A 19,663-nucleotide genomic window follows, 5' to 3' on the forward strand; every position below is an offset into this window, starting at 1 on the left:
TCGATAAATTTTTATTGTTTTTCAATAAATTACATTGTATCCTATATATGAAATAATTTTATTATGGAGGGTTATAATGTCTTTAATATTATTTGTTGGTTCACTCATCATGTTAGTTATTATATTCTTTAAAAACCCCAGCCTCTCTCAACTTGGCAAGGGGAATCCATTCGTGCACCTTTTAAAAAAGACGCCATGGTTCCAATCATATTGGGGAGCTGGGATTCTCCTATTCTTCATGAATACAGTCCTATTTTCTGCTACCATTCTGGCTCTTTATATTGTGGGCTATTTTGTCATTCCCTATGTTCACTTAATTTTTATGGTTTTAGCTGTATGCACAAGCATCTATTTATGGGCATCAGTAAATAAAGCCTGGCATGGCTCAAAAGGGGATAGATTAAAGTTAGCTACTATTGGAAGTAGTTTTTACATGGGATTAACCGTTTTATTTACTTTTTTTTACATCACTCTTGAGCCATCCTATCAAGGAGAGGATATTTTCATGCAGGCTATGGGGTTATTTCTAGCTATAATCGTTACAACCACTGCATGGATTACATGTTTTTTCATTACGGGGTTCTACCAACAAAACGCGGAAAAGATACGTTAAGCAAAATGGATGAGGACCTTGAACAAGTAATACTTCCATCGAAATGGTTAAAAAGCATACTGTGTCAGAAGCCTTGCGCTTACTGGCTTTTTCTTTTTGTTCTTTTTGAGGGTTTTCCGAAAAAAGACCTCAAAATAAAGTTGGACTTGCTTCTGGTTTAGCCTGTATAAACGCGGGTAAATAGAGACAAACACCCCTAAAGGAGGTAAGATTTATGGCAATTGGAGAGAGATTTAAAACAGGTCAACGTTCCACTGCTCATGCTTACTACGAATGGGATGGTTATACAGATGGGACGCGTACACCTAGTCCAACCGGCGAGGAAAAGAAAATCCAACTAGAAACCGAAGAAGTTTTCCCACCGATTAGCTCTTGTGACAAAGGGGCTTTTTGGCGAAAAACATCATACGCATAACGCAACGCCAATCTAGCTTATTGCTGGGTTGGCGTTTTTATTGGCTTTTCTTTCTCTTCTGAAATTTATAGAGCCTCTCTTCTAAAGCTGTATAAACCTCTCTCGGCACCTCCACCAATTCTACATCCTCACCAAGAAATAGCAACCAACTGGCTATTTCCTCTAGTTGATCTCGTTTCTCCATGGTGACATATATTTTTGCTATAGCTGTTGTTTGATAGGGGTCTGTATAGGTAAGGGCCACATTGAAAGGATGATACTTTTTATATTGAGCAATGGCTTTTGGTCCAAGTTTCATGACGATATTGTCTTTCACATGATGTTCAGCCATCTTTTTTAGCATGCTGTTTCTGCTTAATCTTTTTTTCGTATGAAAGACGTTTACTTCGGTCAAATGATCGACTGCTATCAGCCTTTTCTTTTCTTCGCTTATATCAAAGCCTTCCACCCACCAGATGTTTTTCTCACGGTAAAGGTGCATAAGATAAATAGGATAGTCCACATCGTTAATAGAAAGGGTCATATAACGGTCTGTTAGTATCAATTGAATCAGTTTTTCTAACATCGGGTGAGGTAAATCGGATAGTTCTAAGAGTTCAGGATTATAAGGGTTCGTTCCTTCAAATAAGAGAATCTTATTTAAAAGCACGAGATCATCTTGTTGGGCTTCTGAAATCAGACCGAGTAATTTTTCAGCTAACGATTGGCGACTCTTTAAATAAGGTAATTGCAAGTTTCTCGTTGCCATAAAGGCTATAAATAGTGCTTTTAACTCGTTATCAGTGAAGCGAACAGAGGGAAGTACAGCGTTTTTCATGACAGCATAACCACCGTCTCTTCCCACTTCCGCAACAAGAGGGACACCCATACTTTCGATCTCGCGTATATCTCGTATCGCTGTTGACCGAGAGATTTGAAATTCCTGCATGATTTCTGAAATCGTAAAATGGGCACGATTATTAATGTATCGCATCATGACATTAATTCTTTCAACCTTTTTCATCTCAGTCTCCTAAACAGTATCATTTTTTGACATGATTTAAAGTTATTATAAACTCATCAAATGAAAACACCAATCATTTGGTCAAATTTCAAGAAAGAAGGACGATAAAAATGGCTAATTATTCATTACAAGAAAAAGAAGGTTTCGTCGTATTAGGCTTTGGAATTGAAATTGTAGCGGACTATAGAGACCAAGAAAGCATCAATCAACAGAAAAGCGATTTCTGGGAAACTGTGAAAAAGGATGGCACACTTGAGCAGCTTCAATCCGTGGCAGACAATAATTATATTTTCGCAGTCAACGAAGCGGTCAATAACAAAATGATGCATTATGCAGGCGTGATGACTGAAAAGACATTACCTGATGCAACGAGAATTATCCAATTTCCTAAAGGACCCTACCTCGTTGTCGAAGGGAAAGCTGACTCCGCTCAAGAATTAAGTAATCAACTAACAGCTGTGGCCTTTGGTCAAGCATTAGTAGAAATGACTGACTATGCCTATGTTGGCGGACCAAACACAACAGTGGAAATGAGTGAGGACAACGGTACAGTATACGGTGAAATGTGGATTCCTGTTGTTAAAAAATAATAGGAATGGTGATCCCACTTTTAAAGTGGGATCACTTTCGTTTATATGCAACTAGCTAAAAGCGCAATTCCCTCTTCAATTTCCTCAATGGATAGTCCACCAAACCCAAGCATGATATACCTTTGGCTGTCGCTAATTGGATATAGCCAAAAACGTGAAGGGGTGTAAACTTTTACACCTTTTTTTAACCCTTTTTCAATCACTTGTGGTGCTGCATGCCCTTGTAATTCTAGGAGGATATGTAAGCCCGATTTTTCCCCAATAATTTTTACTTTATTGCCTAAATGTTGCTCAATACTATTTAATAGTGTTTGATGTTTTCTCTGATATGTTTTTCTCATTCTCCGAATATGCCGTTCAAAATCACCTGCATGCATAAACTTAGCCATAGCTACTTGTATCATTGGTGAAACTGGCTGATTATAATCAGGAAACATCTGTCCGTACTGCTTCATTAATGAAGGTGGAAAAACGATAAAGCTCATGCGCATGGAAGGGAGAAATGATTTTGAAAAAGTTCCTAAGTAGATGACTTTTTCTTCTTCATCTAGCGATTTGAGCGAGGGGATAGGCTGACCTTGATAACGAAACTCCCCGTCATAATCATCCTCGATAATATAACCAGCTGATTGATAAGCCCAGTTAAGCATTTGCGTTCTTTTACCGACTGGAAGAATCATCCCAAACGGAAATTGGTGAGAAGGGGTCACATAAACGGCTTTTGCCTTACTTTTCTGTAGATGATAGATAGATAAACCATCTTTCTCGAGCGGCACAGGGACCATCTCACAGCCTTGATCAACAAAGACGGTACGCACCCCACTATAGCCCGGCTCTTCTATCGCCACCTCTTTTCCCTGCAGTTTCAAAAGTCGGCAAATAATCTCTACTGCTGATTGTGTGCCACTCGTAATCAAAATCTGCTCTGGTCTCGTATGAACTCCTCTTGATTGCAATAAATAGGTGGCAATCTCTTGCCGTAATAACCATTCTCCTTGCTTATCGCTATACTGAGATAACGTCTGTCCTTCCTCTTCGATGGCATGAGAGAGAGATTTTTTCCAACTTTTAAAAGGGAATTTTTCTACATCGATGTTTCCATATTCAAAGTCAATCATCGTCTTAGATGATGACTTCCTTTCAATTATTGCTGGTGATACCTCTTCTGAAGATTGCGAGAGTCGTTCCTCTATTTCTGCCACCCAAATCCCACTGCGAGGTATACTCTCAAGATATCCTTCTGCTTGTAACTGCTGATACGCTGCGTCCACAGTATTTCTACTAATCTGCAAGTGATGGGTCAGTTGCCTAATCGATGGCACCTTTGTTCCCGGCAATAGCCGTCCCTCTTCAATTTCTGTCTTCATCCAATGATAAAGCTGACTATAAAGTGGTATCGTTTTTCCCCTGTGAATAAATGGTGTGATTTCCATCCCACATAACCCCCAACTGTCCCCAAGAAACTTTCCCTTTCTGGCACTTTTCTTAAATACAGATTTTTCTTACGATTATTTTAACATTTACAAAGAAGGATGGGATGGAAATGTTATATGAAATTCGCAATCAAAAATTAGCGTGCACAGATCAGGCCCTAATTGAACAACTAATAAGTAATACACGTACAGGCTATCTGGGATTAACTGATGGTGATCATCCTTACGTCGTTCCGTTAAACTATACCTGGATGAACGGATCGCTCTATTTTCACGGTGCTGCTGCCGGCAGAAAAATTGAAATAATCCGCGAGAACCCTCATTGCTGTTTCACCATCGCAGAAGATTACGGTACAATGGTTAGCCCGATTCCGGCGAAAACGGACACTGCCTATATGAGCGTTATGCTTTTCGGGCAACTCCAAGCCGTAACCGACATAACAGAAGCCACCGCCGCTATGCAAGGCATGCTCGATAAATACGTCCCCGGATACTACGATAAAAAACTGGCTCAAACTCATGTGGAAAAATACCAATCTTCTTTAGGGAGTTATACGATGGTTTTTAAATTGACACCAGCTGAGGTGACGGCGAAGGAGAATAAAATGGTGGAGGAGGCTCGGTTTTATCCTGGGAGAAGGGTATGAAAAGAGGAGAGGGCTTTCCCCCCTCCTAATCTATTAAAATTGAACTTGTAGATTTACATCATCAATATCATAGGCATTGTTAAGAAGGCGCTTCGTCAAACCACCGAGACTTACTCTACTCATTTTTCCGTCTCCGAAATAAAAGAGTTGCTGCTATATAGGAGAGCACTAACAATCCACTAAACCAAAGAATCGTTAACCAAAGATTATAATCAATTGGTGTACCAATTAACAGCCCTCTTAGTGCCTCAATTAATGGAGTCATTGGTTGATGTTTGGAAAAGGCATCTAGCCATGCAGGCATTGTATTTGTCGGGACAAAGGCACTACTTAAATAGGGTAGGAATAACATTGGGAAAGTGAATGCACCAGCTGTTTCAACATTTTTCGTTAGTAAACCTAAGACGACAAATAACCAGTTAATCGAAATCATGTAGAGCGTTAATATCCCTAAAACGCCAAGCCACTCTAACAACCCAGCCTCTGGACGAAAACCAATCAGAAGAGCTACGATAAAAACTGCTAATGTAGCAATCATATTACGAAGATATCCTCCAACAACATGGCCTACTAATAAAGAAGAAGGTTGAAGGGGCATACTGCGAAATCGCTCGAATAAGCCTCCACTCATATCCTTTGTCACGCTAACGGATATTAAAGAACTGCCAAACCCTGCACAAGTAATTATAACCCCTGGAACAACGTAATTTACATAATCAGTCCCTGTTTGGATTGCCCCACCAAAGACATAGACAAATAGCAACATGATGGAAACCGGTAAGGCAATTGCCATTAATAATGATTCCACGTCACGAAAAATATGCATAAGACTTCGCTTTGACATCGTTAAACCGTCTCTTAATGCCCATATCCACTTTGCATCACCCATTTACTAACACCTCCACTTTATTATGCTCCGTCATTTTAATAAAAACATCATCCAGTGTAGGCTGTCGTATAACAATCGCGTCTGGTTCAATTCCTTTTACATATAGATCATTCAGCAACTCTCTTAGTTGTCTCACTGAGCGTATAGGTATCGAAATCTTTCTCGCTTCCTCATCTACTTCACCTGACATATAATTCTGTGCTTCATGGTACCCACTTGTATCGGCAAAGGTTAACTCTAATGTCTCCTCTCCAATGACTTCCTTTAGTTCTTCGGCCGTTCCTTCTTTGATGATTTTCCCTTCAGCAATAATAGCAATCTTATCTGCCAGCTGATCAGCCTCTTCTAAATATTGTGTCGTTAGAAAAATTGTCACGCCTTGATTGGCAAGTAATTTAATCATATCCCACATCTTTCGTCGGCTACGTGGGTCCAAACCAGTTGTCGGTTCATCCAAAAATATCACTTCTGGTGCAGCAAGCAGACTGATAGCAATATCAAGTCTACGCCGCATCCCTCCAGAGTAAGTTTTTACTTTCTTACGAGCTGCTTTCGTGAGCTCAAAGGTCTCCAGCAGTTCTTCTGTCCTTTTCGCTATAAGTTCTTTATCTAGGTGATTGAGCCTGCCCATCATCGCTAAGTTCTCTTCACCTGTTAATAACTCGTCTACCGCTGCATACTGTCCAGTTAAACTTATCTTCCGTCTCACATGATTAGCTTCGGTTTTCGTATCATAACCAGCAATCATTGCTACCCCGTCATCTGCTTGAATTAATGTTGATAAAATGCGAACCGTCGTTGTTTTACCAGCCCCATTTTCACCTAATAACGCAAAAATAGAACCACGCCTTACATCAAAACTCAAACCATCTAGTACTTGCTGATTACGATAGGCTTTTTTTAGATTTCGAACATAAATAACTGTCTCGTTCATACAATACCTCCTAATGATTGACTTAATCAGTCAATATTTAATTAAAAAAATAATTTGGGCAATTTATTCAAGGAATAGTTTATATGTTAAATTTAATTATTGATTGATTCATTCAGTCAATAATACTAGATGCCTAATCATTTTGTCAATTTATTCCCTATTCCTTTGATAAATTCATTCCCCCTTTTATTTTTATAACCATTTCTCAAAATACATGTCAAAAAAAATAAAAATCCTGAATTTCAGGATTTTTTCTCTCTGTAATGCCTTACGCTTTTTTATTTGCTTATCTTGAGGTAATCATACGCAATAGAATAGATACTTTCTCATCAATGTTATCCTTCCACCAATCAGGGTCGTCTGCCATAATACCTGAGATGACCGTTAAGAATAATCCAACTAATTCTTCAGGGTCCCCTGCCATGATTTCTCCTAATTGCTGTCCCTCGATAAAGATAGGGAGAAAGAATTCAATATACATTTGCCCAATATTTTTATATACAGCAAGGATATGCTGAGGTACATTTTCACTATGTTCTAAATGTTGAATCACACGAAAAACATGATTTGATCCTGAAGTCAGTGCAAAGGTAGTAAATTTATGTATCTTTTGAACGGGCGTTCGTTCTTCTTGTTTCAGTTTTTCTAAGAATGCTTGAGACTCTCCTAATGCAACTGACCATTCTAAACTCTCAAATAGTACCTCTTCTTTTGATTGGAAATAATGATAAACAAGACCATGGCTAATTCCTGCCTCTTTGGCAATCATGCTAATTTTCGTCAACTTAATTCCATTCTCCGCAAATACCTTCATAGCGGCTTTCATAATTTGCTCTTTACGTTCTTCCCGTATCGACTCTAACTGCGCATCATTAAAACGAGGCATGATCCAAACTCCTCCATCGTAAACCTTCTTACCTCTATCATAACAGATTGTGTGAGAGAGAAGAAATGGATAATAAAGACCCCACCCTAATACTGTTTCAGAAATAAATCACTTAATTATATACATATGGGGTGTATTCTAAAGAGAGGGGAAGAATCCGACTGATTCTTCCCCTCTCTATCTTCATTTCCTCGCCACATGGACTTTCAATTGCTTTCCTTTGACAGTTGTATGCTTCATTGTTTCCAACACAAGCGGACCTTTATCATTTAGAATTTCTACATAGGATGCCGTATCTTGGATAGTAATAATCCCTATGTCATCGGCGGTGACACCGTCTATTTTAGCGATGGTTCCAACGAAGTCGACTGCTCTAAGTTTCTTTTTCTTACCGCCATTGAAATAGAGTTTCATGATCTGTTTATTTAACTTTTCGCTTTTCGCCTCTTTTAATGGTGGTTCGCTGTTCAGCTTTTCTAAAAATGCCGGCCTCGCCGCTGACACTGCCGCTTTCGAAGGCGCTTCAGATGCTGGGATTTGGAAGCCAATATATGCTTCTATTTCTTTAAGAAATTTATCTTCACGCGGTGTCACAAAGGTAATCGCCTTACCGTGATGTCCTGCTCGCCCTGTTCTTCCTGTCCTGTGCACATAGCTTTCCTTCTCTAACGGAATATCATAATTAAAAACGTGCGTGATTTGATCAATATCAATTCCTCTTGCCGCGACATCCGTTGCAACTAAGTAACGAAATTCGCCTCTGCGGAAGTCTTCCATTACTTCTAAACGATCGTATTGTTCCATACCTCCATGAATCATATCACAATCGTACCCTTTATCGGTTAACTCGTCACAAAGTGTATCAACGCGCTCCTTCGTTCGACAGAAAATAATCGCACTATCTGGATTTTCAATAGTTGTCACATCCGTTAACAATGACAACTTCTCGTTTTCTGATACCGTATAAAGACTATGTTCTATTTGCTTTGTGGTCAGCCCGCTAGCTTTGACCTCAATATCTATAGGAGTTTTCATATAATCAAGTGATAACGTTCTTACGCGGTCAGGTAGCGTAGCTGAGAAAAGATACGTATTCCGCTGTTTCGGCATCTCGTCAATAATCGCTTCAACTTGTTCGATAAAGCCCATATTAAGCATTTCGTCGGCTTCATCAATGACTAAATATTTCACTTCATCGAGCGCGAGCGTACCCTTTTCAATATGATCAAGCACACGCCCAGGCGTACCAACGACAACATGCACTTTCTGCTTTAACTCATTCTTTTGGATATGAAACGGTTGTTTACCAACGACTGCTGCTGCCTTAATCCGTTTAAAACGGCCAACATTGATGATATCTTCTTTCACCTGTACCGCCAGTTCCCTTGTTGGTGTCAAGACAATCGCCTGCGGCTTATTTTCCTGCCAATCGACTAACTCACAAATCGGAATAGCGTAAGAAGCCGTTTTCCCGCTCCCTGTTTGTGATTTCACCACAAGGTCAATCTTCTCAAGTATTAACGGTATCACCTTTGCTTGTACTTCTGTTGGTGTATGATAATCTAAACTATCCAACGCTTTTATCATCTCATTGCTTAATGGATAATCTGAAAAACTCTTTTTGGTCATGTGAAAAACCTCATTTTTTTCTTATTATTCTCGTTCATAAACTTCTATTATACAGTATCCAAATACGAAAAAGAAAAACGGTCTGTTCATACACATAATCCAACCCTCAAAACGCGATCACTTTATTGAATCATGCCATGTTGTTTAGCTGATGTCAGCCATGATGGGAACTCATCTAATAACCGATTATATAATTCATCATCTGTAATTTTATCTAAATCATCCAATGCGAAGAAACCGGCATTATCAATGACTCTTCCAGGTAATTGATCCAGTTTTTGTAGTACACCATAATTGGCATTGCCAATGCCGACGAATTGCCAAAATAAGTTTTCCTTGGAACAATCAATAAGGATTTTTGATATCTTATGATCCAAATAAATGCCGCCATCACTAAAAAAGATAATGTATGTAGGTAAATCACTGCGAGGGTCTTCCTTTACATATTTCTTAATGACATCTTTCATCACCACAGGCTCGTTATTTCCTACTCCTAGCCCACTAAATATTTTGGGACGAGGATAAGTTCTCTCAATATAACCCTCATAATCCTTTTCTGTTACGCTATTTGCCCGCATAGACTTAGAACCGAAAAACCACACATCTAATTCACCATCATCGTCCATACATGCAGCAACTGCTAGAACACGTTCGAATGCGCGCTGTACCACGCCTTTTTCATATAAAAGTGACATCGACCCAGAAGCATCAAATACAACCGCTACCCGTGCTCTCACTTGCTGTATTTTCTTCTTTTCTAAAGAAATGGTTACTTTCTTCTTTAACAAATCAATTTTGGATAGATGAATGGGTGCATTTGATGGTGTGGGCTTTTGTTCCGGAACAGAAGGCGCCTCTTCTTCCGCTACCTTTACACCAAACGATTCAGCTAAAGGCTTTAACCCACCATTAAACCCTCTTCCTATTGCGCGGAATTTAAAGTAAGACTGATAGCGATAGACCTCCACAAGTACTAGCGCCCGCTCTTCTGTCGCATCATCTACCTCATAATGAACCATTCCTTGAGGACTATTAACAGTAATGGCTAGTCCTTGAACCGTACGAAATGATTCCTGCCCATCAAGCGTAGCGGTAAACGAACAGCTTTGAATTACTGAAGATAGTTTGTCTAAATTTATGGTAAACACAACTAGCTTCTCTTTATTTTGTTGCAGAAAGACACTCTCTTCCGGATCTTTCTTTTGGTTATAAAAAACCATGTAATCATCCGAAGGTACATGACCGTCCCCTGTAACTAGGAAAGCGCTAATGTCTAATTCAACCTCTCCTTGCCATTTAACCTCGATTGTAACTAATCCCTCTTTTGGAAGTTGGATATTTGCTCCTTTTCTAAGGGAAACCGTGTTCGACATAACCATCATCTCCAACCTTTTTCTTTCCATTATAATCTTAAAATGGTTGGGAAATGGAAAAAAATATTTTATAGGCTCTAACTTCATAAGAGTCTTTCAATGGATACATAAAAGGAAAATAAAAATACAACAATGAGAAATACGCCCATTCCCTTCTCTTCTTTCTTAAATGCTTCGATACCCAAAGCCAACATAGTAAGACTTAAGAATAAAATCATGATACCCACAAACGTAAAATCTTCGGTCACTACTCCATATGTAGCAAATAAGAGAGTAACTACAGATAAGACATAACGTAGTATTTTTAGCAAAACAACCCACCTTTCTTACATAAACAAATTGGGTCCTTTAGTTTCCTTGTTTTGTGACACTCTTAATCTATCATACTTCTCTTTTGCGTTTATGTTAGTATCAAATTCAGTAAACACCTTATGTAGAACGATAAGAAAAACGAAGCATTTAATAAAAAAAATAGCAGAAACGTTTGTGATTATTCCTTAAAATAAGTATAGTTAGTACTTAACGAATCATTTAAAAAGGATGTGGCAATATGCGCCTTAATAAATATATTAGTGAATCAGGAAAGGCTTCTAGAAGAGGAGCGGATAAATTAATTGCTGACGGGAGAGTCACCATTAATGGGAAACGTGCTGCGATTGGTACTCAAGTCGAACCCGGCGATGACGTTCGTGTAGACGGTAATCAAATCCGTGTAGCCAGAAATAATGTTTATATTGCGCTCAATAAACCTGTAGGGATTACGAGCACAACCGAAAAGGGTGTCAAAGGGAATATCGTCGACCTCGTGAATCACCCATTACGCATATTTAATATCGGCCGTTTAGATAAAGACTCAGAGGGCTTAATCTTAATGACCAATGACGGTGATATCGTGAATGAGATCTTACGTGCGGAAAACCAGCATGAAAAAGAATATATCGTTTCTGTCGACAAACCGATCACGCCTGAATTCGTGAAGCAGATGTCAGAAGGTGTGAAAATCTTAGGGACCACTACCCTACCTTGTAAAATCGTCCCCTTATCCAAATTTGATTTTCAAATCACTTTAACACAAGGTCTCAACCGCCAAATTCGCCGCATGTGTGCTGAATTCGGCTACGACGTATTACGTTTACAAAGGATTCGCATCATGAATATCAACTTAGGTTCCCTCCCGCCTGGACAATGGCGCGATTTGTCTAAGAAGGAGAAGAATCAATTGTTTAGAGAGTTGAATTATGAGCCTAAGGAATGGTAAAAAAGGGAATCTAGGCTAACCTAGATTCCCTTTTTATTTCCCAAACCGTTTACGATACCCACATTTCCTACATAATTCCTCGACAGCCTCTCTTCGCGAAAAGCCATCAACGAGATTCTTTGCTCGATCCATTTCAATAATCTCCGAAAAAGAATTTTCATTAATATTGCCGAGATTGATGATACCCTCCCCATCTAAACAGCATGGAATTACGGTACCATTGGCTAAGATGCCCGCTTGATTACGCATGCCGTAACAGAAGCCTTTGCCATCATCCTCTTCTTCATGAAGAGCGGGCCACTGAAATTCATAATCTTGATTAATATAAATACGATCAGCAATTTTCACACCGCTACCAGGTACGACCTTTTCTTCAATGCGATAATCCAAGTTAAATTCTTTTTCAATGATTTCCAGCACTTCTCTATTTCGCTTTTTCTCCAAATTCGTCGCATTATCCTGCGTCAAGTTCCATAGCCTTAGTGACACAATCAGCTCCGATTGACTCGTCGCTTCCTTAATAAACGAAAGAATACTCTTTACATATCCTTCTTTATCCTCCGAACCTATATGGCCATCAAAACTGTGAAGTGAGAAATTCATCTGCCTTAGAGCCGGCTTGTTCAATAACTTCTCCCTCTTCTTATTAATGAGCGTCCCATTGGTTGTAATATTGACCTTAAAGCCTTTTTCGTGACTGATATCAAGCAACTGCCCAATTTTCGGATGAAGCAGCGGCTCACCCTTCACATGCAAATAAATATAATCCGTATGCGGCTTAATCTGATCCAACCGCTTCGCAAAATCTTCCAAAGAAATAAACTGCTTCGCCCGTTCTGTCGGCGGACAAAAACTACAAGCCAAATTACAAACACTCGTAATCTCCAAATAAAACTTCTTGAACTTTTTCAACTTCTCTTCCTCGATTCTTTACCTACTTCAAACAATTTGCACTACTATACTAATTAAAGCAGATATATCGTGGGATGGGTATAGGGAGTTTTTGGCCTACTACTACAAATAGGTATTGATTAGCTCGTAACACCTTTCTTTAGTAAGATTGGCGAGGACGGATACATATTCTAGCTGTTCCTGTGTTCCACCTTCAAATTTTAATGACGCATTTTTTGCCGTATCATCTCTTTCATTGAGCCAATTTCGTTGTTCTTCTCTTAAATGAGCCATCTTTTCTGTTGAAAGTTCCTCCTCTAACACTTGATAAACTTCATTCAACAACGCATCCCAAGCATCATATCGATCACCCTCTACTTTTTTCATTGCATAAGTGGATGCATCCGCTGGTTTTACTTCTTCCAACTCTTTTTGCGTACGATTGAATTCTTTTATATACGTCTCTTTTAAAGAATTCTCATTATGAGTGATTGGAGGCTGTTCTTTTTCGCTTTGGGTAGGGACTTGTTTTGTTTGTTCCGTATCCAACTGTTTATGTGTCTCATTACCAGTAGTTCCACAAGCCGAAATCATAAGCACTAATAAAAGCCATACAGTGGTAATAAAAATCCCCTTATTCTTCATACAATCTCCCCTCGTTCCCCTATTCCATATCTCCTATTTTTGCATAAAAAGGGTAATTTTCCACCTACGAATCTGTAAATATCTAACTTTCTTCGCTACAATAAAAGGAAGATCTTTTTGGAGGGAGTAAACAAAAATGGTTCCTATCTTTAAGATTTCTCTTTTTTGTCTGGGAATAATCATCATGTTGGGTGGATGTTCTAATCCAACTGACACGAGTGAGACAAATGCTTCTGATGACGCCTTAGTAAGTGTGGCGGAATACAACGGTGAAGGCTATGCCTTACCATACGGAAAAGAAACCGATCAGATTGCCGAAGATCATCGAGAACAAATTGAAAAGGCCGCAGTCGCACTTTTTCAAGAAAACTACCAAACCGAAGTCGTAGTGCACAATGTAGTCGGAGCATTAGATGCCGCCACGGTCTTTGTGGAATCGGTGGGTGAACCTCATTTTTATACATACGCTGTTGTACCAATTGATGAAAAAGAAAAGAAAGTAATGACCGAGCATATTTCAGCCGAAGCCTTTCAAGTAGAAAACGCTATGAAGGGCGGGTTATATCATATGATTTTTAGCAATGAGTTCAAGAAGCTTGATGATTACTTTGAGTCATTGGTTGCAGAAGGAGAAGTGGTTGGTAAAACAGAAGCAGCGCTTGAAAATGTTGGTGGACATGGCTTTATGACGCCTTATTATTTTATTTCTACTGACCCTGATGATGCCGCCATCAAACCCGTGTATGACCTTTATTTACAAAACCCTGATTCGAATATTGAAACGCTAAGAGATGCGTATGAGGAAAGCTTATTTGATAAAGAAAACTTCCAAATTAATATCCAATTGTTTATGAAAGAGCAACAAGCAGAACCTAGTGAAGAGATTTTTACACAAGTGATAAGTGACCTCGAGGAAATGAACAATATTCCTAAAGGAACTTACAGCCTTTATTTAAATGATCATTTCATACATGTGGAATCTAATGAAGGTGCGAAGGAGAATTCTTTGAAGCGGGCGTTTCCGGATTATATTGTTAAAGAGTGAGGAGTGCGAGCTTTCATGACTACTGTACTTATTGAAGATATTGAATACGGTAAAGTAAATGGGGTACCGTTGATGTTAGATATTATTCGCCCTACCAAACTTCCAGATGAACCAATGCCGGTAATCATTTATATTCATGGTGGAGGTTGGTCCAGTGGAGATAAAGCTGGAGTAGGTGGTCGAGAATGGAATTCATATTTTGCTAAGAATGGTTATTTTGTCATCAACATCAATTATAGATTGAGTGGTGAAGCAATTTTCCCCGCGCAAATTCATGACTGTAAAGCAGCCGTCCGCTGGTTAAGAGCTAATCATGTAAACTACCATATTCATCCTGAAAAAATAGGGGTTTGGGGACACTCCGCAGGCGGACACCTCTCAGCTCTTTTAGCGACATCTATTGGAAATGATGAATTAGAAGGAGGATCAGGGCATCCTCATTACCCGACTCATATAAATTGTGTAGTTACAGTTTCAGCCCCTATTGATATACTCAAAATGGGCGGATGGCATGATCTAGAAAATTCTCATGAAGCCAAACTTATTGGAGAAATAACCGTTCAAAAAAATGCGGAACTTGCCAAAAAAACAAACCCTATCCCATACATCAACGACAAAAGCAAGAACATACCTTTTTTAATCATACATGGTGAAGACGATAAAATCGTTCCGGTCTCTCAAGCCCGATTAATATATGAAAACCTCCCTAATGCTGCGCTTCTAACTGTTAAAGGCGCTGACCATGGGATGGAGGGTGGAAATATAACAATCACAACGTTATTAGAGATGATTTTGGCTTTTTTTGATCAGTCGTTGGTGAATAGAAAACTATAATAAACGATTATAAGGATTGGGATTAAATGGGGGAATATACAATTATACTCCTTCCCCCACCTGACCACTTCTATAAATACAATTAAACAATTCTAACCCGTTCACTTATACGATCATACCTAAGAAACTCGTCATTATCAGGTGAAACCCCTGAAATTTTGAAGACACCTACAAATCGATAACTATTAAAGCCGAGATTATTTTTGTATTTTGCAAATACTGCTCTTTCTCGGCCAACATTCATTTCTTCCATATAATTTTTTGTTCTTTCTTTGGCGATGGCAACGTCCTGGTGAGATTCATCTATGTAAGTCCAATCTTCTGCCAATAGATTTAACCAACCGCTGGCAACTGATTTTGTATCCCCGTTTTCTACGATGGAGAGTTTCGGACACCATAACCAGGTTTTATCTATCACTCGAAAATAGCTCAATTGATACCTCTTAGCATTCTTACCGAATACAGTATTGGCGATATCTTTTATGTCCTTGAATTGCACATTATCGTGAATAGAGAGATATTCTTTTTGTTTTAATTCGCTTAATTCTTCTTCATATGTCATCCAATTCAATGTTGTTTTCACTACCGCCGCTTTATTTTTAATAATAGATACGACCTCGTGGATTCTAGCATTTATCTCATCTATAGATTTCGTCGCATCCATTCTATACACTTAAAAATCCTCAATGGATTCCTCATAAACCGCCGAAATAATATCATCCATACGTAAATTGTCTTCTGTATGATGATTTAGATGATAGGCTTCGTCTACTTCTATCCCTATCTTTAATTGGGGAAAATAAAGGTCCATCAAAGCATATCGGCCATTTTGCCGCTTCACATACTGTTGGCTTACCGGCTTAATATTCATATTGTCTAACTTATGCCAAATCGCCGTTAAAATATAGTTTTCATAGTCTTTTCTTTTTGTTCTTGAGAAAGTCTTTATTAGGTAGTCGCGTTTGTTCATGTCGGTACCCCTCTTTTCTGTCTTTAACTACTATTCCAAAAATATCTTTTAAGAACATCATCAACTAATCCTGAGTATAGAAATTGTTAGTTATAGGTGTTCCTCAAAAAATGATACTAATTCTATCCATCTATTTCATTGAATTTAAAACTTTAATACCCTGCACTTTCACCCCTAAGTAGAATGCGTAGTTTTATAACAAAAGGGCTATTCATTTTCCATATATCAATAACCAAACATCCACACTTCTGTTTTAGGGGGAAAGATTGAATCATAATATGATTATTCCAAAGAGGTGGGACATAACTACATGACACAACTATAAAACCGAAAGGTGATTTGATAAACAATTAAAACAAAGAAAATCAGAGCTAACTCGAAATCCGAATGAAGATTCTCGATTAAGAATTCGGTTTTTTCTCTGGTCAAAAAACTTTTGTTCTAGTTTCATTATAATCATCAATAATAGAAATTGTTTTATTTGCCACTTCACTACCAAGGGATGCATATAATTTTTTATCTCCAATAATATAAAATTCCTCTTTTGCTCGTGTAGCTGCAACATTCATCATATTTGGATCAGAAACAGCCCACCTTGCTGCCCCACTGCTATTTGAGTCAGCTCCAAGAACAAAATAGACAATTTTTGCTTCTTTACCTTGAAAAGTATGAACAGTCCCGATATTGGCTATTTTTCCATTTTCCCGTTTCGTGAAGTTAATCTCATCTAATACACGTGCAAGTTTATATGCCACATTTCTAAAAGGAGTTATAACATAGATATCGTCTGCTAATGCTGGACTTTCTTGCAAACCTTCTATAATTAAATTTTTCAATAAATCAGCTTGTTCTTTAACAAATTTATCATTTGCTTTCCCAGTTGAGTGATACCACTTTGATTTACCATTTGACTTTTCTTCAGGTTTCCCTTGTACCATTAACCCATCATAAGATATTTCATTTGAAATCGTAAACATTGGATAGTTTGAACGCCTGTGTACCCAAAGTGGTATGCCTATCCATTCATCATCATTTTTTTTGAATCCATACTGACTTGTGTCATCCACAATAGTTTGAGTAGAAACATCAGCAGCAACAAATTTCTCGTCAACTTTGTAATGTCTTCCAATCAAGGTCAATACATTTGAATCTAAACTCACTACTGGTTTTATCTGTGACGGATCCCCAACAACCATAATTTTTTTACTTCTTAATATTGCACCAACACTCGCTTGTGGTAAAGCTTGACCAGCTTCATCGATAAATAAATTACCAATTGAGTTTTCATTCATATTTTTAAACATTCTTCCAAAACTAGCAAATGTAGTACTAACAACAGGGATAGCGAAATTCAACCATTGCCATGATTCTGAAATTAACTGATACCCATTCTGTTTCCCTATGTATTCAGACTGCTTATTCCAAATAATCCTAGCAGCTTTTAAGTTTTTTCTGTTTTCATACAAGAATTGCTTTCTAACTTTCAAGGCAGAAATAAATAATTCTGATTGTAAAACTCGAAATTGCCTTGTAAACCACGGATTAGACTTTTGTAGTTCATCATACGGGAGTGAAAAATCCAGTTCACTTATTCCACTTTGAAACTTAAGTTCTTCCAATAGCTTAATTTCATTTTCGATTTTTTTAATATTATTTTGTTGAGTAGTCATCCATTTTTTGAAGTCATCTTGAATGATCCGAATTTTTCTTTCAATCTTCTCAGCTTTTATCTCATTATCCTTTTTCCTATTTTCTAGTAGTTTGCGATCGTTCAAAATTTTTGTTTTCTGTTGAGAAAGATCATTTAAAAGATCATTCGCATTATTGAGTTCTCTTGAATATTGTTCAACTTTTGACTTTTTAAATATCTTTTGAACCCATAAAAAACTTGGCTTTTGTGAAATAACAACATCATAATTCCGTTCTGCTTGAGTATACATATTAGCAATGTTATCAAGTTCAATGACAATATCCGATAAATCTTTTTGCAGATTTACACTTTCATGGTTATTTCTTTCTAGTTCAAGCCTAGCTTCTTTATCTTGTGATTCCAAAATCGATTCTCTTTTTTGTTTCTCCTGTTCAAAAGCGATGGATTGCTCTTTATGTTTATATTTTAATTTTTTGAGAGAATATATTTTCTCACTATACTCTTGTATTTTCTCTCTTACAATTTTTATCTTTTCATATTTTTGTAAGAACTCTTGATATACACTTACACTTGTATTTGCTTGATAATTTTCTTCCAGATCTTTTTCAATTACTTCAATATTTAAAAGTAACTTATTAATATTTTTTGACGTACCACCTTCTAATGAAAATGCACCCCAATTTTCATCATTTAAAAGTTCACTTTCAATTTCGCGATTCTTCCCGAAACCTTTACCGTCCAATTTAGAATTAGAGACATCTTTGAAATAATTCGCTTCCTCTAGTTGTTTTTGAAATGCAATATCAATTTCCTCTTTCTTTGGTAACTCCATCACAATATTTTGGACTGCCCCATTGTTTGAACTTGCAACAATCATGTTTTTATCTGAAATCGATTGGGGTAATGTTCCAAGTCTTGCATTTTTCCAATAAACTAGATTTCCTTGAATAGTTTTATCAGGAAACTTGATAATTTCCGCTGCCTGTTGTACTACTAAATCAGCAAATATGTCTTTTAAGAGCGTAGTTTTCCCTGTCCCTGGTGGCCCATTAACACTTCGAATATCATTTTTATCATTTAAAGCAAGGTTTACAGCAACTTGTTGCATAAATGAAAGCGAAAAATCAGGATTACTGGGGAAACGCCCTAATGGATAAAATTTAGGTTGTAAGATTGTCTCAAAAATATTTGAGTTAAAGTGAATTGATTTTTTATTCCCGTCTAAATTTTTCCTATATCCAGAAAAACCATTAAAAAATCGATTCAAGTTTTCATTAGTTATTGTCTTTGCTTTGGTTAGATCTTCAATAAAGAATGAATGTAAATTGACATCTCCATTATCTAAGTTTTTCACAAATGCATAGCGGAAGTTCTCTTCGGATACATGATACTTTTGTAAAAGTTCGGAAATCGCGACATTAAAATCTTCGTGAAATTTCCTAACCAAGTTTTCTCTAAATGAGGTTTCAACTTTTAAAATATCTTCAGGCAAAACACCATGCTGATGAATATAGCCACTCATAGTAAAAAACAATTTGTCTGCTATGAAATTTAATTGATTATCAAAAAATAATGAGAAAGTAAATTTATCTGAGTTACTTACCTCTTCATATGTATTAGCAATCTTGTATTTTTCCCTTAAAATATCAACAACTTCTTGAAAATTAAAAATATCAAAATAAAATACTAATCCTGACTTTTTAAATTGCTTTTCTGAGACATTTTGCTGTTCTTTTTGTTTAATTAAAAAGGCTGAGAAAAAATAATGCCAGTCATCTTCCTTTTTATGTAACAGCTTTAGCGATTTGTCTTTTTTATTAATATCACCTTCAGAAAGCTGCTCTATTGTAATCCAGGCATTTATGATATCTTCCCTTTTATTCAACTTCTCACTCCCATTATCAAATATTTGTTAAAAACTTATTAAACCCTTTTAGCAGGATATAACGATCCAGTA

The 19,663-nt window shown here is 37.5% G+C and carries 20 protein-coding genes; 7 read left to right on the forward strand and 13 right to left on the reverse strand.

The window, feature by feature from the left end; all coding sequences use genetic code 11:
• Positions 1 to 76 precede the first annotated feature (76 nt).
• Together MKY26_RS16995 and MKY26_RS17000 are read left to right on the forward strand one after the other, a co-directional pair.
• A complete protein-coding gene (locus MKY26_RS16995; protein WP_341098217.1) occupies positions 77 to 613 on the forward strand; it encodes a hypothetical protein in 537 nt (178 codons plus the stop codon).
• Positions 614 to 827: 214 nt separating this feature from the next.
• The gene (locus tag MKY26_RS17000) at positions 828 to 1,028 is read left to right on the forward strand and encodes a YjzC family protein (protein WP_095371392.1); all 201 of its coding nucleotides are present in this window, start codon (positions 828 to 830) and stop codon (positions 1,026 to 1,028) included.
• 37 nt (positions 1,029 to 1,065) lie between these two features.
• Here MKY26_RS17000 and MKY26_RS17005 read toward each other — a convergent pair whose 3' ends face one another.
• A complete protein-coding gene (locus MKY26_RS17005) occupies positions 1,066 to 2,031 on the reverse strand; it encodes a helix-turn-helix transcriptional regulator (protein ID WP_307319535.1) in 966 nt (321 codons plus the stop codon).
• Positions 2,032 to 2,141: 110 nt separating this feature from the next.
• On the opposite strand from MKY26_RS17005, the gene MKY26_RS17010 reads away from it, so the two are divergent.
• Positions 2,142 to 2,621: a GyrI-like domain-containing protein gene (locus MKY26_RS17010; protein ID WP_289435023.1), complete on the forward strand. Its 480-nt coding sequence runs from the start codon at positions 2,142 to 2,144 to the stop codon at positions 2,619 to 2,621.
• A gap of 41 nt (positions 2,622 to 2,662) precedes the next feature.
• On the opposite strand, the gene pdxR is transcribed toward MKY26_RS17010, so the two are convergent.
• Positions 2,663 to 4,054 (reverse strand): MocR-like pyridoxine biosynthesis transcription factor PdxR, encoded by a 1,392-nt coding sequence (gene pdxR, locus MKY26_RS17015; RefSeq protein WP_307319533.1) that lies wholly within the window; start codon positions 4,052 to 4,054, stop codon positions 2,663 to 2,665.
• Between the two features lie 110 nt (positions 4,055 to 4,164).
• On the opposite strand from pdxR, the gene MKY26_RS17020 reads away from it, so the two are divergent.
• Complete coding sequence (locus MKY26_RS17020; protein WP_307319531.1) at positions 4,165 to 4,701, forward strand: pyridoxamine 5'-phosphate oxidase family protein; 537 nt, start codon at positions 4,165 to 4,167, stop codon at positions 4,699 to 4,701.
• A gap of 115 nt (positions 4,702 to 4,816) precedes the next feature.
• Here the strand turns inward: MKY26_RS17020 and MKY26_RS17025 are convergent, their stop codons facing one another.
• The 6 genes from MKY26_RS17025 to MKY26_RS17050 all read right to left on the reverse strand — a co-directional run bounded on the left by MKY26_RS17025 (position 4,817) and on the right by MKY26_RS17050 (position 10,723).
• Positions 4,817 to 5,590, reverse strand: a complete 774-nt coding sequence (locus MKY26_RS17025) for an ABC transporter permease (RefSeq protein WP_251162435.1) — start codon at positions 5,588 to 5,590, stop codon at positions 4,817 to 4,819.
• Positions 5,583 to 6,524, reverse strand: a complete 942-nt coding sequence (locus MKY26_RS17030; RefSeq protein ID WP_341052625.1) for an ATP-binding cassette domain-containing protein — start codon at positions 6,522 to 6,524, stop codon at positions 5,583 to 5,585. Before MKY26_RS17030 ends, MKY26_RS17025 begins: the two co-directional genes overlap by 8 nt.
• Positions 6,525 to 6,810: 286 nt before the next feature.
• Positions 6,811 to 7,410 (reverse strand): TetR/AcrR family transcriptional regulator, encoded by a 600-nt coding sequence (locus MKY26_RS17035; RefSeq protein ID WP_224936956.1) that lies wholly within the window; start codon positions 7,408 to 7,410, stop codon positions 6,811 to 6,813.
• Positions 7,411 to 7,593: 183 nt separating this feature from the next.
• Entirely contained in the window at positions 7,594 to 9,039 is a 1,446-nt protein-coding gene (locus MKY26_RS17040) for a DEAD/DEAH box helicase (RefSeq protein WP_322909895.1), read from the reverse strand.
• Between the two features lie 122 nt (positions 9,040 to 9,161).
• Complete coding sequence (locus tag MKY26_RS17045) at positions 9,162 to 10,412, reverse strand: vWA domain-containing protein (protein ID WP_307318932.1); 1,251 nt, start codon at positions 10,410 to 10,412, stop codon at positions 9,162 to 9,164.
• A gap of 83 nt (positions 10,413 to 10,495) precedes the next feature.
• On the reverse strand, positions 10,496 to 10,723 hold the full coding sequence (locus MKY26_RS17050) for a DUF3953 domain-containing protein (RefSeq protein ID WP_281202980.1): 228 nt from the start codon (positions 10,721 to 10,723) through the stop codon (positions 10,496 to 10,498).
• A 239-nt stretch (positions 10,724 to 10,962) separates the two neighbouring features.
• On the opposite strand from MKY26_RS17050, the gene rluF reads away from it, so the two are divergent.
• Positions 10,963 to 11,670 (forward strand): 23S rRNA pseudouridine(2604) synthase RluF, encoded by a 708-nt coding sequence (gene rluF / locus MKY26_RS17055; RefSeq protein WP_095371384.1) that lies wholly within the window; start codon positions 10,963 to 10,965, stop codon positions 11,668 to 11,670.
• A gap of 33 nt (positions 11,671 to 11,703) precedes the next feature.
• Here the strand turns inward: rluF and MKY26_RS17060 are convergent, their stop codons facing one another.
• Positions 11,704 to 12,582: a radical SAM/SPASM domain-containing protein gene (locus tag MKY26_RS17060; RefSeq protein ID WP_095371383.1), complete on the reverse strand. Its 879-nt coding sequence runs from the start codon at positions 12,580 to 12,582 to the stop codon at positions 11,704 to 11,706.
• A 102-nt stretch (positions 12,583 to 12,684) separates the two neighbouring features.
• Positions 12,685 to 13,206 (reverse strand): lysozyme inhibitor LprI family protein, encoded by a 522-nt coding sequence (locus MKY26_RS17065; protein WP_095371382.1) that lies wholly within the window; start codon positions 13,204 to 13,206, stop codon positions 12,685 to 12,687.
• A gap of 184 nt (positions 13,207 to 13,390) precedes the next feature.
• Between MKY26_RS17065 and MKY26_RS17070 the strand changes: the two genes are divergently transcribed.
• Together MKY26_RS17070 and MKY26_RS17075 are read left to right on the forward strand one after the other, a co-directional pair.
• Positions 13,391 to 14,251 (forward strand): DUF1672 family protein, encoded by an 861-nt coding sequence (locus tag MKY26_RS17070; RefSeq protein WP_341098220.1) that lies wholly within the window; start codon positions 13,391 to 13,393, stop codon positions 14,249 to 14,251.
• Between the two features lie 15 nt (positions 14,252 to 14,266).
• Positions 14,267 to 15,085: an alpha/beta hydrolase gene (locus MKY26_RS17075; protein ID WP_322909899.1), complete on the forward strand. Its 819-nt coding sequence runs from the start codon at positions 14,267 to 14,269 to the stop codon at positions 15,083 to 15,085.
• A gap of 82 nt (positions 15,086 to 15,167) precedes the next feature.
• Here MKY26_RS17075 and MKY26_RS17080 read toward each other — a convergent pair whose 3' ends face one another.
• From MKY26_RS17080 to MKY26_RS17090, 3 genes are all read right to left on the reverse strand, one after another.
• Complete coding sequence (locus tag MKY26_RS17080; RefSeq protein WP_341098700.1) at positions 15,168 to 15,749, reverse strand: hypothetical protein; 582 nt, start codon at positions 15,747 to 15,749, stop codon at positions 15,168 to 15,170.
• Positions 15,750 to 15,758: 9 nt separating this feature from the next.
• Positions 15,759 to 16,055: an AbaSI family restriction endonuclease gene (locus MKY26_RS17085; protein ID WP_341098221.1), complete on the reverse strand. Its 297-nt coding sequence runs from the start codon at positions 16,053 to 16,055 to the stop codon at positions 15,759 to 15,761.
• A 425-nt stretch (positions 16,056 to 16,480) separates the two neighbouring features.
• Positions 16,481 to 19,591, reverse strand: coding sequence for a DEAD/DEAH box helicase (locus tag MKY26_RS17090; protein WP_341098222.1), 3,111 nt, complete (start codon positions 19,589 to 19,591; stop codon positions 16,481 to 16,483).
• Positions 19,592 to 19,663: the final 72 nt, after the last annotated feature.

This window comes from Cytobacillus sp. FSL R7-0680, from assembly GCF_038009245.1.
Lineage (GTDB): Bacteria > Bacillota > Bacilli > Bacillales > Cytobacillaceae > Cytobacillus > Cytobacillus kochii.